16 protein-coding genes are annotated in these 15,217 nt (G+C 68.4%); 7 read left to right on the forward strand and 9 right to left on the reverse strand.

The genetic code is table 11. From position 1 onward, the window contains the following. Window positions 1–224 precede the first annotated feature (224 nt). A complete protein-coding gene (locus C8P66_RS04390; RefSeq protein ID WP_111396946.1) occupies window positions 225–1,289 on the forward strand; it encodes a mandelate racemase/muconate lactonizing enzyme family protein in 1,065 nt (354 codons plus the stop codon). A gap of 15 nt (window positions 1,290–1,304) precedes the next feature. Here C8P66_RS04390 and C8P66_RS04395 read toward each other — a convergent pair whose 3' ends face one another. The 7 genes from C8P66_RS04395 to C8P66_RS04425 all read right to left on the reverse strand — a co-directional run bounded on the left by C8P66_RS04395 (window position 1,305) and on the right by C8P66_RS04425 (window position 7,894). Continuing rightward, window positions 1,305–2,258, reverse strand: coding sequence for a Bug family tripartite tricarboxylate transporter substrate binding protein (locus tag C8P66_RS04395; protein WP_158537092.1), 954 nt, complete (start codon window positions 2,256–2,258; stop codon window positions 1,305–1,307). Between the two features lie 209 nt (window positions 2,259–2,467). Continuing rightward, window positions 2,468–3,241, reverse strand: coding sequence for an SDR family NAD(P)-dependent oxidoreductase (locus C8P66_RS04400; RefSeq protein WP_111396948.1), 774 nt, complete (start codon window positions 3,239–3,241; stop codon window positions 2,468–2,470). 91 nt (window positions 3,242–3,332) lie between these two features. After that, window positions 3,333–4,283, reverse strand: a complete 951-nt coding sequence (locus tag C8P66_RS04405) for a Bug family tripartite tricarboxylate transporter substrate binding protein (protein ID WP_111396949.1) — start codon at window positions 4,281–4,283, stop codon at window positions 3,333–3,335. A gap of 24 nt (window positions 4,284–4,307) precedes the next feature. Next, a complete protein-coding gene (locus C8P66_RS04410) occupies window positions 4,308–5,132 on the reverse strand; it encodes an amidohydrolase family protein (RefSeq protein WP_111396950.1) in 825 nt (274 codons plus the stop codon). A gap of 10 nt (window positions 5,133–5,142) precedes the next feature. After that, complete coding sequence (locus C8P66_RS04415; protein ID WP_111396951.1) at window positions 5,143–5,994, reverse strand: amidohydrolase family protein; 852 nt, start codon at window positions 5,992–5,994, stop codon at window positions 5,143–5,145. Window positions 5,995–6,089: 95 nt separating this feature from the next. Further along, on the reverse strand, window positions 6,090–6,881 hold the full coding sequence (locus C8P66_RS04420) for a DNA-binding transcriptional regulator (protein WP_342768004.1): 792 nt from the start codon (window positions 6,879–6,881) through the stop codon (window positions 6,090–6,092). Then, complete coding sequence (locus C8P66_RS04425; protein ID WP_111396953.1) at window positions 6,878–7,894, reverse strand: NAD(P)H-quinone oxidoreductase; 1,017 nt, start codon at window positions 7,892–7,894, stop codon at window positions 6,878–6,880. The genes C8P66_RS04420 and C8P66_RS04425 overlap by 4 nt, the downstream gene beginning before the upstream one ends. 171 nt (window positions 7,895–8,065) lie before the next feature. Between C8P66_RS04425 and C8P66_RS04430 the strand changes: the two genes are divergently transcribed. The 5 genes from C8P66_RS04430 to C8P66_RS04450 are packed head-to-tail and all read left to right on the forward strand — an operon-like array spanning window position 8,066 to window position 12,339. After that, window positions 8,066–9,070, forward strand: coding sequence for a Bug family tripartite tricarboxylate transporter substrate binding protein (locus C8P66_RS04430; RefSeq protein WP_111396954.1), 1,005 nt, complete (start codon window positions 8,066–8,068; stop codon window positions 9,068–9,070). Further along, window positions 9,067–9,888, forward strand: coding sequence for an amidohydrolase family protein (locus tag C8P66_RS04435; RefSeq protein ID WP_111396955.1), 822 nt, complete (start codon window positions 9,067–9,069; stop codon window positions 9,886–9,888). Before C8P66_RS04430 ends, C8P66_RS04435 begins: the two co-directional genes overlap by 4 nt. A gap of 29 nt (window positions 9,889–9,917) precedes the next feature. Beyond that, the gene (locus C8P66_RS04440) at window positions 9,918–10,901 is read left to right on the forward strand and encodes a Bug family tripartite tricarboxylate transporter substrate binding protein (RefSeq protein WP_111396956.1); all 984 of its coding nucleotides are present in this window, start codon (window positions 9,918–9,920) and stop codon (window positions 10,899–10,901) included. Between the two features lie 24 nt (window positions 10,902–10,925). Continuing rightward, the gene (locus C8P66_RS04445; RefSeq protein WP_111396957.1) at window positions 10,926–11,885 is read left to right on the forward strand and encodes an NAD(P)-dependent oxidoreductase; all 960 of its coding nucleotides are present in this window, start codon (window positions 10,926–10,928) and stop codon (window positions 11,883–11,885) included. A gap of 16 nt (window positions 11,886–11,901) precedes the next feature. Continuing rightward, window positions 11,902–12,339 carry a nuclear transport factor 2 family protein gene (locus C8P66_RS04450; protein WP_158537093.1) on the forward strand — a complete coding sequence of 146 codons (438 nt, stop codon included), beginning with the start codon at window positions 11,902–11,904 and terminating at the stop codon, window positions 12,337–12,339. 202 nt (window positions 12,340–12,541) lie between these two features. Here C8P66_RS04450 and C8P66_RS04455 read toward each other — a convergent pair whose 3' ends face one another. Both C8P66_RS04455 and C8P66_RS23475 read right to left on the reverse strand, forming a co-directional pair. Continuing rightward, window positions 12,542–13,444 carry a cupin domain-containing protein gene (locus C8P66_RS04455; RefSeq protein ID WP_111396959.1) on the reverse strand — a complete coding sequence of 301 codons (903 nt, stop codon included), beginning with the start codon at window positions 13,442–13,444 and terminating at the stop codon, window positions 12,542–12,544. A gap of 69 nt (window positions 13,445–13,513) precedes the next feature. Next, entirely contained in the window at window positions 13,514–14,305 is a 792-nt protein-coding gene (locus C8P66_RS23475; RefSeq protein WP_158537094.1) for an IclR family transcriptional regulator, read from the reverse strand. Window positions 14,306–14,432: 127 nt separating this feature from the next. Here C8P66_RS23475 and C8P66_RS04470 point away from each other — a divergent pair, with 127 nt between their 5' ends. Continuing rightward, a complete protein-coding gene (locus C8P66_RS04470; protein WP_111397127.1) occupies window positions 14,433–15,203 on the forward strand; it encodes an HpcH/HpaI aldolase family protein in 771 nt (256 codons plus the stop codon). Window positions 15,204–15,217: the final 14 nt, after the last annotated feature.

Genomic DNA, 15,217 nt, shown 5'->3' on the forward strand with positions numbered 1-15,217 from the left:
ATCCTGCTGGCTCATTCGAGCATTCTGCTTTCCCGCAACCGTCCCCGAATTTCACTCTAACGCCAGACAGACCCCAGGACCCGACAATCTGACAGCGTTCCGCATCTCGGAAAGACGGTCGAATAGCGGCGAGTGCCGCGCGGTGATCGTGCAACGCTTCAGGACGGGGTAGCACCGCCGGTATCGGTAGCGCGTGCCTGCCCATCGTCGCTGGAGGAACCTGGGTGTCGATCGTCACGGCCGAATTGCGTCCCTGCACACAGCGGCAGGCCGATGCGGGATGGAAGTTCGCCCGCGCGACTGTCGCGGAGTTGCAAGGATGGGTCATCGTTCTCACCGATGCGGATGGGGTCACCGGCCTCGGCTACGCCCACGCGGTTCCCGCCATCACGACGCATGGGGCAGGTGCCGAGGCGGCGCTCATCTTCCTGCGTCCGCTTCTGCTGGGACGCGATCCGGCTGACCTCGCCGCGATCATGGACCTGGTCGAGGCCACGCTCGTCGGCAACCGCTCCGTCAAGGCAGCCATCGACATGGCACTGCACGACCTGCTGGCACGGCGTGCCGGGCTGCCGCTCTCCGCGTTGCTTGGCGGCGCCTTCCGGGATCGCATCCCGCAGTCGCGAATCCTGCCGATCAAGACGCCGGCCGAGATGGCGAACGCCGCCGCGGCCTTGGTTGCGAAGGGCTACCGCACGCTGAAACTGAAACTCGCCGGCGACGCTGCCATGGATGCGCGGCGCGTGGCGGAGGTTCGCGCAGCAATCGGCCCCGCCATCGCGCTGACGCTCGATCCAAATCAGAGCTACAGCGCGAAGGGATTCCTCGCCGCGTGGCGGCAAATCGAGCCCCACGACATCGCGCTGGTGGAGCAGCCGGTGCCCGCTGGCGATTGGGGCGGTCTCGCGCTGCTCACCCGCACCCTGCCGGTGCCGATCGAGGCGGATGAATCGGTGGAGACGGTCGCCGATGTGCTGCGCGTGGTCGAAGGGCGCGTTGCCGATGTGGTCAATCTGAAGCTCACCAAGCTCGGCGGCATGCGCAACTTCCTCACCGCGGCACGCATCCTGGAGGCGGGTCAGATCGCGACGCGGATGGGCGCCGCCTTCGGGCCGGCGCTGTTGCAAGGCGCCTCCGCCCATGCCGCGGCCTCGCTGCGCCAGCTTCCCTTTGCCTGTGAACTGTCCGAGCACGACCACATCCTGGATGATCCCTTCACGTCGCTGCCCATCGAGGACGGCATGATCGCCGTGCCGCCCGGGCCCGGCTGCGGCATCGTCTACGCGTGAAGCGGCCTGGCGTGGCTAACGAAGGTTGAGATCCTCCACCAGCCGGGCGCTTACCCGGTCCTCCTCCGCAAGCGCCTGGGCGAGTTGCGTGCGATCCAGCAGCAGCACCTCATTGTAGGTGCGCCGCATCGCCTGCGCGTAATCGGGTGACCCGGCGGCTGCCAGGAAGGCGCTGCTGAGCCGATCCAGAACCGGCGCCGGCGTCCCCTTCGGGGCGAAGAAGCCGAAGCGCGTCACCATATCCACATCCAGCCCGACCTCCTTCAACGTGACCAGCTCCGGCAGGGCCGCGATCCGCGTCGCACCCGTCTGTGCCAGCGGCAGGATGCCATGGGATTCGACGGTCGGCATGATGATGCCCGGCGCGCCGACCACCAGATCGATATCCCCGGCCAACAGCGCCGTCATCGCCGGTGCAATGCCCGGATAGGGAATATGCAGCAGCTTGACGCCCGCCGCCCGCGCCATGGCCTCACCGGCCAGATGCGGTGAACTCCCGATGCCCGGCGAGCCGAAGGAGATGCCCTCGGGCTGGGCGCGCGCAAGGGCCAGCATCTCCTGCATCGTGCGGAAGCGCGAGTCCCGCTTCGCCGCCACCATGATGGGGATGGCGACCAGGTTGCAGATCGGCGCGAAATCCGCCGCGGTGTAGGGAAGGTGCTGAATGCGCGGCACCACGGTAAGCGCCGCCGTGCCGGCGAAGAGCAGGGTGTAGCCATCCGCAGCACTGCCGCGCACCCGGCTGGCGCCGACGCCGCCGCCGCCGCCCACCACGGAATCGATGACCACGGGCTGACCCAAGCGCTGCGCGAAGCTCTGCTGCAGCAGCCGTATGTACTGGTCTGTTCCACCCGCGGCATAGGGCACAATGACCCGGACCGAGCGGGTGGGAAAATCCTGGGCCTGCGAGGGCGCGGCAGCCAGGCCGAGGCCTGCGGCCGCCAAAGCGTGACGACGGGTGATCAACATGAGCCTTGCCCCTCTTTCTCGTTCCGGCGCTTCTGGCTGCGAAGCTTCACCGATGTGCTGCCGCATTTTTGCTCTGGGAGACCCCGGGTCGCGGCGCCGGCGATGGTCCCGGGCTCGGTTCGTTGTCTTGCTGATGCCAACAGATGGAAAGACGATCTGAGCGCAGCGGGGCGTGCCATCCCGTGCTCCGGAATAGGGGCCGTGCCGGCTCAGAGATGCCGGCCGCAATCCACCAGCAGCGAGGTTCCGGTCGTCAGCCGCAGATGCGTGACCGCGGCCACGACGGCGAGCGCCACGTCATCGGGTTGGCAGACGATCTTCAACGGCGTGAGTGCCGCCTGCTTCAGCACGGCATCGCGGCTGCGCCCCGGCACGAAGCCGGTATCGACCGCCGCCGGCGAGATGCCGATGATGCGGATCTCCGGCGCCAGCACGCGCGCCAGCGACAGGCCCATCGTGTCGAGCGCCGCCTTCGACGCACAGTAGGCGATGCTGCTGCCGAGCCCGTTCATCGCCGCGAGGGAGGAGATATTCACCACCACCGCATCGCCGCCCCGCCGCAGCAGCGGGGCGAAGGCGCGGATGGTGGAATAGGGCCCGCGCACATTGGTGATGAGAATGCGGTCGAAGGTCTCGTCATCCAGCGCTTCGAGATCGGCATGCGGCACGGCGCGCGTCGTGCCGGCCGAATTCACCAGCACGTCGGCGCGGCCGAACCTCGCTTCCACCTCCACCGCCGCAGCGCGAATGGCGGCCGTGTCGGCCATCGGCAGGTACAGGGGTAGGTGGCCACTGCCCGGCAAGCTGGCCGCAAGCGCCTCGGCCCGCTCGCGGCCGCTGTTATAGCCGATGGCGATCCTTGCCCCGAGTTCGGCCAGCCGCCTGGCGGTCGCGGCACCGATGCCGCTGCTGCCGCCCGTGATCACCGCGACACGGCCCTGGAGGTCGTAGGGCCCGAGGGCCCCGTTCTTCAATTCGCTCATCCGCTTCTTCCTTCCCGCACGCCCGATTTGGCCCGCACGCCCGATTTGGGCACGTCGCCATGCGCCTCCCGAGGCACGCCATCCTGTTGCATCAACGCAGGTTCAGCTCGGCCAACAGCTGCGCCGTGGCCGCATCCTCCGCGGCCAGGAATGTCTCGAACTGGGGCCGGTCCAGCAGTTCCACCTCGTTGAAGGCGCGATGCATCGCCACGGCATAGGCAGGGTCGGCGCCGGCTTCGAGGATGAGGCGCGACCACCGGTCCAGCACCGCGGCATCGGTGCCCTTCGGCGCGAAGAAGCCGAAGCGTGTGACCATGTCGACATCCAGCCCGGCCTCGCGCAGCGTCGGCAGATCCGGCAGCACGGTGATGCGCCGCGCGCCGGTCTGCGCCAGCGGCAGCACGCCGCGCTCCACAAGCTGCATGATGTTGCCCGGCGCGCCCATGACCAGATCGATGTCGCCGGCCAGCAACGCCACCACGGCGGTGGAGACGCCGGAATAGGGCACGTGCAGCAGCTTCACGCCGGCGGCCTTGCACATCGCCTCCGCGACCAGATGCGGGGTGCTGCCGACGCCCGGCGTGCCGTAGGTCAGGCCCTCCGGCTTGATGCGGGCTTCCCGCAGGAAGCCTGCGAAATCCGTGAAGCGCGCGTCGCGACGACCCGCCAGCACATAGGGGATGGCGATCAGATTGGCGATCGGCGCGAAATCCGCGATGGAGTAGGTCAGGTTCTGCAAGCGCGGCACCGCCGTCAGCGCCCCTGTTCCGGCGAAGAGCAGCGTGTAGCCGTCAGGCGGCGAGGTGCGGACGCGGTTGGCGCCGATCGCGCCGCCGCCGCCAGGTAGGGAATCGATCACGATGGCCTGGCCGAGCGCCTGCATCAGCCGGTTCTGCAGCGGACGGATGAACTGATCCGCGCCACCCGCGGCATAAGGGACGAACAAGCGGATCGCGCGGTTCGGATAGGTCTCCGCGCGGGCCGAACCCGCGCCCAGCATCAGGCCCGCGCCGGCCAGGGCGCCGCGCCGTGTGATCACCATTGGTCTTCTCCCTTTGTGTGCCGGTCACGCGCTCATGCGGAAGAGCCGCGCCGGATTGCTCCAGAGCACCCTCTCGCGGTCCGCCGCGTCAGGCACCACGCGATGCAGCGCCGCGAGCAGCGGCCCGAAATCGGTGCGCGCCTTGGCGCGCAGGAATGGCCAGTCCGAGCCCCAGATGCAGCGGTCGATGCCGAAGGCTTCGATCAAGGCCGCGACATGGGCATCGGTATCCGCATAGGGCGAACCCGTCAGGCTGAAGCGGAACACGCCCGACAGCTTGATGACGGCATCGGTGCTGCGGCCAAGCTCCAGCAGGGCTTGAAAGCCCTTCTGATGAAGCCCGCCCTCCAGCTCCGGCCGGCCGGAATGGTCGATGATGACGGGCAGCTTCGCGCTGCGCAGCACGGGCAGCGCCTCGATGAAGGAATCGCCGTGGTGATAATGCACCTGCGCGAACCAGCCGGCCTCCCGCGCCCGCGCCAGCGCGCGCGCGCCGACCGGGCCGAGCAGCGGCGGGCTGGTCGGGAAGTCCAGGTTGAAGCGGATGCCGACGATGCCGCCTTCCACCATGCGAAGGATCTCCGCATCCGGCGTCGCCTCCGGCAACAACGCCACGCCTTTCAGGCGGCCGCCGGCCTCCTTGATGGCTTCCAACATGTAGGTGTTGTTGGCCCCGTAGCCGCCGAGCGGGTTGATCAGCACGCCATGGGTGAAGCCGTGGCAGGACAGCATGTGCAGGAACTGAGGCGCGGTCCCGAGTTCATTGGCCTGGATATCGAAGCCGCGGTCACCGCCCCAGCCCTGGCGCGCAAGATCGAAGGCATGCGCATGGGAATCAACGGCGGGCATGTCGGTCCTTTCAGAATCCGTAGAGCGCGGCAGGGTTCTCCACGAGCAGACGCTGCCGGTCTTCGGGCTCTGGCGCGAAGTCGGGGATGAGGTTCAGCAGCTCCATCTCGTCCACAGGGGTGGTGAGGTTGGGATGGGGGAAATCGGTGCCCCAGAGCACGCGTCGCGGTGCCGCCCGCAGCAGGGCGCGCGCGAAGGGCAGCGCCTCCGTGAAGGGGGCGCGCGTCATACGCTCCGCGCCGCTCAGCTTCACCCAGATACGCTCGTCGCGCAGCAGGTCGAGCAATGTGCGGAATGCCGGGCCTTCCACGCCCAGCGCGGGATCGACGCGCCCCATGTGGTCGATCACAACCGGCATGTTCAGGCCACGGACCACGCTCTCCATCTCCAGAACGCCGTCGCCCTGCAGCTGCATGACCATGTGCCAGCCGAATGGCCGGGCGCGGTCCGCGGCGCGGTGGAAGATGCCCAGATCCGGTGCTCCACCGAGCGCCTTGATGAAGTTGAAGCGGATGCCGCGCACGCCGGCCTCGTGCATGTCAGACAGCTCGGCCTCGGTCGTGTCGTCATCGATCATCGCGACACCGCGGTAGCGGGCGGGATCGGCGCGCAGCGCATCGACCATGGCGCGGTTGTCGGTGCCGTGGCAGCTTGCCTGCACGATCACCGCACGGCCGAGGCCAAGGCCCCGGTGCAGCGCGGCGAGCATCTCCTTCGGCCTGTCCTGCGGCGTGTAGCGCCGGCTCGGCGAATAGGGGAAGCGCTCGGCCGGGCCGAAGACATGGCAATGTGCGTCACAGGCCAGCCGCGGCACGGCAAAGCGTGCCTCGCGCGATGTGGCATCCTGGCATTCGGCCTGCATGTGGTTTCCCCGCCTTCTTGCGAGGACGCTAGGGCGGCGGCGCGACCGAGCAGAAGGGGGATCTGGTCCCATTCCACATCGCGGAATGCAACGCCCTACGGCGCCTCCGGCATGTTGCGCTGCAGACGCTCGATGGCGGCGGTGATCTCCCGGCTCGCCTGCTTCAGCGCGGGCACCAGCTCCTCCACCAGCGCAGCCTGGCTGACGGCCGAGCGGAAGTAGGTGAGCCCGATGGTGCCGGCGACCGACCCGCCCAGCAGGATCGGGACCGCGACGGTGTCGGAGGAGCGCGGCTCCACCTTCGGATCGCGCAGCGCATACCCTTGGCCCCGCACCTCCGCGATCATCTCGCGCACCACGCGCTCCAGCTTCGGCGGGTTGTCCTCCGGGTCGCTCGAGGCTGCCAGCAGGCGAAGCAGGATGCGCAGCTCCTCCTCAGGGCACCAGGCGAGATAGGCGCGGCCCAGCGCGCGGGTCACCAGGCTGTGGCGCACGCCGATCGTCGCGTGGAAGGGGGATACGGTGCTGCTGGCCGCGGTGCTGACGCTGATGGCGATGCGTCCCCCATCCGGCACCGCGATCGCCGCCGGCCAGCGCAGGCGACGTGTGAGGTCCGACGCCCAGGGCCGCCCGGCCTCCGCCACCAGCGGCCCGCCGTGGAATCCCGCACTCAGCGCCTGCACGTCGGAGGTGACGCGATAGCCGATCCCGCGCTCCCCCTTCGTCACCAGACCGGCCGTTTTCAGCGTGCCGAGCAGGCGCATGATGGTCGGCTTGGGCAGCAGGGTTGCCTGATGGAGCTGGTCCACCGTGGTGTTCTGCTGCCTGTTCAGCTCCCGCAGGATCGACAGGGCCCGCAGGACGGATTGTACCGGCGGGTCGCTCAGGGCTTTGGCTCGGGTATGGTCTCCGCCAGATCGGAGACGGTCAGCACCAGCTTGCCGATCTGGGCGTTGGCGTCGAGCACCGCCTGGGCCGCCGCCGCCGCCTCCAGCGCATACACACCGCAGATATGGGTGCGGATGCGGCCCTCCGCCAGCAGCGGCCAGACCTGCGCCACCAGCTCCCGCGCGATCCGGCCCTTGTAGGCCGGTGGGCGCGAACGCAGGGTGGAGCCGGTCAGGGTCAGGCGCCGGATATAGACCTCCCGCGTGCTGATCTCCGCCTTCGGTGCGCGATGGCTGCCGATCAGCACCAGCCGGCCGTCGGGGGCCAGCAATCCCATCTCCAGCGGGGTGTAGTCGCCGCCCTGGGAGTCCAGGATCACGTCCACCCCGGCGCCGAGGGTCAGGGCGCGCACCTGCTCCGGCCAGTCGGCCTCGCGGTAGTCGACGCCATGGTGCGCGCCATATTCCAGGCAGATCGCGCGCTTTTCGGCCGAACTGCTGGTGGCGATGACGGTGGCGTTGCGGAGTTCCCTTGCCATCTGGATCGCCGCGAGGCCGACTCCGCTGGTCCCGCCCTGCACCAGCAGCGTCTCATCCTCGGCCAGGCGGCCGAGCCAGAAGACGTTGTTCCAGGCGGTGAAGAATACCTCCGGGAGCGTCGCCGCCATCGCGAAGCTGAAGCCCCACGGGATGGGCATGCATTGCGGCGCCGGCACCAGGCAGAACTCCGCGTAGCCGCCCCCGGAGACCAGCGCGCAGACCGCGTCACCCGGGCGCGGCCAGGTAACCCCGGGTGCCACCGCCTCCACCACGCCGGCGACGTCGAGGCCGGGGATGTCGGTGATACCGGGCGGCGGCGGGTAGAGGCCCTTGCGCTGCTGCACATCGGGCCGGTTCACGCCGGCGGCGGCGACGCGGACCAGCACCTCGTCCGGGCCACACTCAGGCACCGGCCGCTCCGTCAGCGCCAGCACATCCGGCCCACCATGGCCCCGGATCTCGATCGCCCGCATGCGTCCCCCATCCTCATGTTCGTAGCCCACCTAAGCACGGCCTGCCGAAGCGGCACGGTGAAGAGACGCGGCATTCCGACATGCGGAATGCCGCGTCGGCGCGCTGGATGGCATCGCCGAACCCTCTAGGCTGCATCGAAAGGCGCAGATCATGCGCCGTGGAGGGAACCTATGCTGCCTGGCCCGGCTTCGGCTGCCCAACTGCCATTCGCCGCCCTTCGGCGCCGTGCCCTGCTGGCGGCGGGCCTTGGAGCGCTCGCAGCACCTGCCGTCGCGCAGGAGCCCTGGCCGACCCGTACCACGCGCATCATCGTGCCCTTCGCACCCGGCGGCACGACCGACATTCCGGCGCGGATCATCGCGGACCATCTGACCCGAAAACTTGGCAAGCCCTTCGTGGTGGAAAACCGCTCAGGCGCCGGTGGCGCACTGGGCATTCGCATGGTGGCGCAGGCAAACGATGGCCATACCTTGCTGCACAGCACCTCCGCGGTGGCAATCCTGCCAGCCCTGCAGCGCAATCCCGGCTTCGATTCATTGGCCGACCTGGTTCCGATCACCATGACCGCCGCATCGCCCATCCTTTTGGTCGTGCGGGATGATTCGCCGTTCCGTGATCTTGCGAGTTTCATCGACGCGGCGCGGGCTGAGCCTGGCAAGATCAGCTTCGGCACCTCTGGTATCGGCACCACCGTCCACCTGGCGGGTGAGTTGCTGCGCGTGCGAGCCGGCCTGGATCTGCTGCATGTGCCCTATCGCGGCTCGGCGCCCTCCGCGACGGCTCTGCTGGCCGGGGAGGTCGATGCCGGATTTCTCAGCCCAATCGAGGTGCTGCCGCATATCCGGGCCGGGCGGCTGCGCGCGCTCGCCAGTTGCGCACGCAACCGCAGCGCCCTGCTGCCGGATACGCCCTGCATCCCGGAACTCGTGCCGGGCTACGATGGCGTGCAGCTCTGGTTTGGTCTGTTCGGGCCGCGCGACCTGCCACCCAGCGTCGTCGTGACGCTGATGCGGGAACTGGCACCGCTGCGCACAGGCTCAATGCTGGCGGAGCGCATGGCCGAGCTCGGCGCCGAGACGCTGCTTGACGGCCCGGACGTGCTGGCCGCGCGCATGCGCAACGAGGTACCGCTCTGGCAAAGCCTTGCAGAGCGTGCAGGGATACCGCGCGAATGAACCAGAACACCGACGCCAACGACACGCCGCTCGTGGACACGCATTTCCACCTCTACACGACTGACATGCCGATCACCCCCTGGGCATGGCACCACCCGCCCGAGGATGCCTCGGCCGAGCAGTTCATCCGGCTGATGGACCAGCATGGCGTCGGCTTCGGCGTGGTCGCGGCGGCGAGCCTTTATGGCCAGTACAACGACTACGTCATCCGCTCCTTGCGCCAGTATCCCCGCCTCCGCGGCACCGCCTTCGTGCTGCCGGAGACAGATATGTACACGCTGGAACGCATGAAGGCCGACGGCATCGTCGGCATCCGGCTGTTCTTCCGCCGCGTGCCGAACCCGCCGGACCTCAATTCCCCAGAATACAAGCTGCTGCTGCGACGGGTGCGCGACCTGGACTGGCACGTACATACGCTGGTCAGCGGATCGGCGCTGCCGGAGGTGATCAAGGCCGTGGAAGGCGCCGGCGTGAAGCTGGTGATCGATCATTTCGGCAAGCCGGATGAGCAGCTCGGCGTCAACTGCCCGGGCTTCAAGGCCGTACTGGCGGCGGTGGAGCGCGGCCGCACCTGGGTGAAGATGTCGGCTGGCTTTCGCATGCCCTCGCGCGAGGCGGCGCGCAGCTATGCACAGGCGCTGCTGCGTGTCTCGGGCGGGGAACGGCTGATGTGGGGCAGCGACTGGCCCTTCGCCGCCTTCGAAGGCCAGACGAGCTACGGCCAAGCCATCGCCGATCTGCATGACTGGGTTCCGGATGCGGCGACGCGCCGGCTGATCTCGGGCGACACGCCAATGCGCCTCTATTTCGGCGCCTGACCACGAAAAGCAAAAAAGGGAGAACACCAATGTCCAGCATCACCCGGCGGCAGTTCGGTGGAATTGCACTTGGCGCGGGCCTTGCCGCGGCATCGCATCCGGCCTCGGCAGAGGCCTGGCCGAACCATCCCGTCACCGTCATCGTCCCCTGGCCGGCCGGCGGCTCGACCGACGTGCTGGCGCGCTCCGTCACGCGCCGGTTCTCTGAGCAGTTCGGCCAGGCCTTCGTGGTGGAGAACCGCTCCGGCGCGAGCGGCAATATCGGCGTGGCGGTCGTCGCGCGCGCGACGCCGGACGGGCACACGCTGATGATCACCACCAACGGCCCGATCACCAACAATACGATGCTGTTCAAGTCGATGCCGTACAACCCCACGACCGACCTGACGCCGATCGCGCTACTGGCGGAACTGCCGATCGTCATCGCGGCACGCAGCCAGGCGCCCTACCGCACGCTGCAAGAGCTGGTCACCTATGCCAAGGCGAACCCGGACAAGGTGAATTGCGGCACGCCCCCACTGGGCTCGGTTGCGCATCTCGCGGTCGAATTGCTGATGCATCGCACCGGCATCCGGCTGAACCTGGTCCCCTATCGCGGCTCAGCGCCGCTGACCAACGACCTGCTGGCCGGATCGGTGGACATGGCGCTCGACCTGGTCACGACCTATCTGCCGCATATCCAGGCCGGCACGGTGCGCGCGCTCGCCGTCACCTCCACCGCGCCGATCCCGCAGCTGCCGGACACGCTGCCGGTGCAGGCGCAGGGCGTGCCGGATTACCAGGCCACAGGCTGGATCTCGCTGCTTGGCCCGGCAGGGTTGCCGCAAGAGATCGTCGGGCGGTTGAACACCGCGAGCAATACCTATCTCGCGCTCGACGAGACCAAGTCGCTGCTGGCGCCTCTGGGCCTTACGCCACTCGGCGGAACGCCGGCCGATCTGACACAGCGGATGGTGGCGGAGGTCGAGCAGTGGCGGCCGATCATCGCGGCCGCCGGTATCTCGATCGAATAGCCGCCGCACAGGAGACCGCTCATCGTGTTCCGTCGTCCCGGCGTCACCAATGGCGCCATTGGCAGCGTGCCCTACATGCGCGAGCTCATCCTCGCCGAATACCCCGAGGCGAGGTTCAACGAGGACATCCGCCACCGGATGGGGGAGGACGAGATCATCGCCTTCCTCTTCGACTGCGACAGCGCAATCATGGGCGGCGATGTGGTGAATGATCGCGTGCTGGACGCGCTGCCGAACATCCGCAGCATCGGCATCTTCGGGGTCGGGCTGAACACGGTGGATCTGGCGGCCTGCCAGCGCCACGGCGTGCGTCTGGGCTTCACGCCCGGCGTCAACCGCCTGGCGGTGGCAGAGCTCGCGCTATGCTTCATGATTGCCGGGCTGCGCTGGGTGGCGCCGCTCAGCCTGGCGATGCGCAATGGCGAAAGGCCGCGCACCCGCGTAGGCCGCAGCCTGACCGGCCGCGTCGTCGGGCTGCATGGCTGCGGCAACATCGGCAAGGAGGTGGTGCGCCTGCTCAAGCCCTTTGGCTGCACGATCATTGCCCACGACCTGCGCGACTACCCCGAGTTCTACCGTGCCAACGGCATCACTCCGGTCTCCTTCGACGAGTTGCTGGAGCGGTCGGAGGTGCTGTCGCTGCACATCCCGCGCAGCCGCGCGACCGAGAAGCTCTACGGCGCGGAGGTGCTGGGCCGCCTGCGGCCGGATTGCGTCCTGGTCAATACCTGCCGCGGCGGCATCGTGGATGAGGACGCGCTGCTGGCGCGTCTGGAATCCAGGCAGCTTGTCGCCGCCTGCATCGACGTCTTCGCGCAGGAGCCACCGGACAATGACCGGCTCCTGCGCCACCCCAACCTGCTCTCCACCCCGCATGCCGGCGCCAGCACCAAGGAAGCCCGGATCGCAATGGTCGAAGCCGCGCTGCACGGGCTGCGCGAAGGTGAGCTGGTCGATCCCGCAAGATTCACGGACTACCTGTAGACGAAGGAAAAACACGATGGTCATCGACGAGCTGCGCATCCGGCAGGAGCTTGAGGTGTTGAACATTGCCTTCTGGCGCGATGTCGATTCCAATTGGGGACGCGAGGCGCACGAGCATTTCACCGAGGATGGCGTCTACACCACCAGCCATAAATCCCGAAAGGGACGCGAGGAAATCCGCAGCTTCTACTCGGAGCGGCATGGGCGTGGGGAGCGCGTGGCGCGGCACCTCATCCACAACTTCCACGTCACCGTGCAGGATGCGGACCATGCGACGGCGGAGTGGACCCTGTGCCTCTATGCCGAAGATGGCGTGGCGCCGCTGCTATCGGAGCCACCGATCCTGATCGGCGCGGTGACGGACGAATGCATGCGTGGCAAGGACGGCCGCTGGCGCTACGCCTCCCGCACGACCAAGCCCCTGTTCAAGGGCAGCCGCCCCACCTCGGGCTGAGCTTCGTGGCTGCGCCAGGCCCCGAAGACCTGGCGCGGCCGCTGGCGTGCCGGACGACGCTCATCAGCTGCCGCTGCGGACGGGGGGCGCAGAAATGAAGGCCGGTCATGACAGGACACGCGCAGGACGCGCCGGGCCACCGGGACCGGCGCGATCTGCTGGTAGAGACCCCTGTCGCGCCTTGCGGCTTCGAGCGAGGCTGTCAGCCGTGCGGCAGCGGGTAGTCCGCCGCGTTCAGCACCCAGCCCGGCTTGGCCGAGAAATCCACGCGCGGCGGGCAGAAGATGTCCACCATCTGCCCTGCCTCCTCCGCACGCGAGGTGTGGATGCTGGGCGGCGGAATGACGGTGACCGAGGGCGCCTTGCAGAGCTCATGCTCATCCTCGCGCCACAGCGTCATGTCGGTGGTCCAGGGCCAGCGGATGTGGTGGGTGTAGGAGCCGTTCAGCACCAGCGAGCATTGCTCGAAGTCATCATGGTGATGCGGCGACAGCTTGCGGATGTCGCGCGGTCCGGCGGCGGGATCGAGGTAGTTCACCATGAAGGTGGTGCAGCGCCAGATGCGGCCGAAGCGCCCGGGCTCCTTCGGTACATCCAATGTGTAGCTGCGGATGCGGAAGCCGTCGGGCGGCGTCGGCCAATCCTGCAGCGGGGGGATGCGCGGGTCCGGCTCCAGGTAACCGGCGGCGTTGCTGCATTGCGCGGCGAGATCGGCGGAGCGCGGGGTGAACAGCCGCACGATGCGGCCGGCGCCGTTGAACGTGATGCTGCTGTCGCCGGGAGGAATGAAGGCGAGCGAGTGGCCCTCGACCGTCTTGGTCTCCGCACCCGCCATGATGGTGGCGGAAAGCCCGGGGTCGGGCAGCAGCAGCACGTATTCATCGGGCTGCGCCTGGCGCGCCAGCACGGCGCCGGCGGTCACCTCCGAATAGGCGATGATGAAGTTGCGGCCGCGCGCGAACCAGCTGCGGATGCCGTCGGCATCCTCCTGCGGCTCGGTCTCGTAGAACTTCGCGTAATCGGCGGGCGCATAGGCGCCCGCCACGATCCCGGCGCTGCCGGCCGGGGCGAGTGCGGCACGGGGGTCGGAGGCGTCATAGGCCATGGATGCTGCTCCCACAGTTTATGTTCTGATAAACAGAACATTGTTCCTTGTGTGGGGACAGTTTTGTTGTCACGTCGCGGTGCTGTCAACTGCCCATCCAAGCCGCTCCGAGATCCGCGCGGCGCTGTCCCTCACCTGGCGGATCTGCTCCGCTGCGGGCTCCCGCCGGATGAACTGGATCGAGCCAAGGATGGCGATGGCCCCAACCATGCCGCCGCCGCCCTCGAAGATCGGTGCCGCCAATGCGTTGACGCCGACCAGGCTTTCCTCCGCCGCCGTCGCCCAGCCCTGGGCGCGGATGCGCTCCAACTCGGCCCGCAGCAGGTCCGGGTCGGTGATGGTGTAGGGGGTCCGCAGGTCGAGGCGCGACAGCAGCACACGTTCGCGCAGGGCCGCGTCCGCATGCGCCAAGGCAAGCTTGCCCTGCGCCGTGCAATGCGGCGCCATCAACCCGCCGGACTTCACCGAGATCTCGATCGTGTCCTGTCCTGGAAGGTTTGCCAGCACCACCGCGCCGGACGGCTCCGCGCGGCTCAGCACGACCGATTGCCCGACCCGGTCGCGCAGCGCGCGCATCTCATCCCGCGCCATGGTCGCGAGGTCGAAATTCTCCGAGACGGCGCGGCCCAAGGTCACCAGGCGATGGCCGATGCGATAGCGTTCCTGCACCTGCACGATGTAGCCGGCCTCCAGCAGCGTACGCAGATGCCGGTGGATGCGGCTCTTGGTGGTCTCCAGCGCGCGCGCGAGTTCGGTGACGCCGACATCGCCGCGCTGCCGCGCCAGATGTTCCAGGATCAGGAAGGCCATGGCGACGGCCTGCAGCCCCTCACCCCGTGTCGGCCCATCGATGCGCGGCATGGCGTCACTCCTCAGGCGGCCGGCTTGACAGTCGGGGCGGCGGCGGCACATGTTTCTGCTGATAGATCTCTTGTTCTGTCTAACAGAACATCTGACGCAGGTCAACGCCAACCATCGGGAACGCCCCATGCCCAGCACCGAGGACACCTTCCGCACGCGCCTTGCGCGCGGCGATCGCCTGGTCGGCAGCTTCATCAAGACGCCCACGCTGCACGCGACCGAGATCCTCGGCTCCATCGGCTTCGACTTCGTGGTGGTGGATGAGGAGCATTCGCCCTTTGACCGTGCCGCCACCGATGCCGCGCTCTTTGCCGCCCGCGCCACCGGCACCGCCGGCCTGGTGCGCGTGCCCAGCCCGGCGGCGCATCATCTGCTCTCCGTGCTGGATTGCGGCGCCGCCGGCGTTCTGGTGCCGCATGTCGCCAGCGCCGCGCTCGCAGCACAGGTCGCCGCCGCCTGCCGCTATCGCGCAGGCAAGCGCGGCTATTCCGGCAGCGTCCGGTCGGCGGGTTATGGCGGCGGCAAGATGTGGGACTACATCGGCGCCGCCGATGCCGCGACCACCGTCGTCGCGCAGATCGAGGATCCTGAGGCGCTGGACGAGATCGACGCCATCGCCGCGACGCCAGGCATCGACGCGCTGTTCATCGGCCGTGGCGATCTGACCGCAGCGCTTGGGGCCCCCACCAATGACGCACCGCCGATCCGCGACGCGGTCGAACGCATCGCCGCCGCCGCGAAGCGCGCCGGCAAGCCGGTGATGGTCTTCGTCGGCAGCATGAAGGAGGCCGAATGGCTGGCCGGCATCGGCGCCACCGCCTTCGTCTATGCCTCCGACCAAGGCTTCATGAAATCCGCCGCCAGCAAGGCGCTGGCCGATATGCGCGCGCTGGCCTGAGAGAAGGACGACAC

Origin of the sequence: Humitalea rosea (assembly GCF_003253705.1) — a bacterium.
GTDB lineage: Bacteria > Pseudomonadota > Alphaproteobacteria > Acetobacterales > Acetobacteraceae > Humitalea > Humitalea rosea.

Bases quoted from the DNA above. Each gene is read 5' to 3' on its own strand.
- C8P66_RS04430 (WP_111396954.1), top strand. From the start codon at position 8,066: ATGCTGCCTGGCCCGGCTTCGGCTGCCCAACTGCCATTCGCCGCCCTT.
- C8P66_RS04405 (WP_111396949.1), bottom strand. From the start codon at position 4,283: ATGGTGATCACACGGCGCGGCGCCCTGGCCGGCGCGGGCCTGATGCTG.
- C8P66_RS04425 (WP_111396953.1), bottom strand. From the start codon at position 7,894: ATGCGGGCGATCGAGATCCGGGGCCATGGTGGGCCGGATGTGCTGGCG.
- C8P66_RS04400 (WP_111396948.1), bottom strand. From the start codon at position 3,241: ATGAGCGAATTGAAGAACGGGGCCCTCGGGCCCTACGACCTCCAGGGC.
- C8P66_RS23475 (WP_158537094.1), bottom strand. From the start codon at position 14,305: ATGCCGCGCATCGATGGGCCGACACGGGGTGAGGGGCTGCAGGCCGTC.
- C8P66_RS04450 (WP_158537093.1), top strand. From the start codon at position 11,902: ATGGTCATCGACGAGCTGCGCATCCGGCAGGAGCTTGAGGTGTTGAAC.
- C8P66_RS04410 (WP_111396950.1), bottom strand. From the start codon at position 5,132: ATGCCCGCCGTTGATTCCCATGCGCATGCCTTCGATCTTGCGCGCCAG.
- C8P66_RS04455 (WP_111396959.1), bottom strand. From the start codon at position 13,444: ATGGCCTATGACGCCTCCGACCCCCGTGCCGCACTCGCCCCGGCCGGC.
- C8P66_RS04440 (WP_111396956.1), top strand. From the start codon at position 9,918: ATGTCCAGCATCACCCGGCGGCAGTTCGGTGGAATTGCACTTGGCGCG.
- C8P66_RS04470 (WP_111397127.1), top strand. From the start codon at position 14,433: ATGCCCAGCACCGAGGACACCTTCCGCACGCGCCTTGCGCGCGGCGAT.
- C8P66_RS04415 (WP_111396951.1), bottom strand. From the start codon at position 5,994: ATGCAGGCCGAATGCCAGGATGCCACATCGCGCGAGGCACGCTTTGCC.
- C8P66_RS04395 (WP_158537092.1), bottom strand. From the start codon at position 2,258: ATGTTGATCACCCGTCGTCACGCTTTGGCGGCCGCAGGCCTCGGCCTG.
- C8P66_RS04435 (WP_111396955.1), top strand. From the start codon at position 9,067: ATGAACCAGAACACCGACGCCAACGACACGCCGCTCGTGGACACGCAT.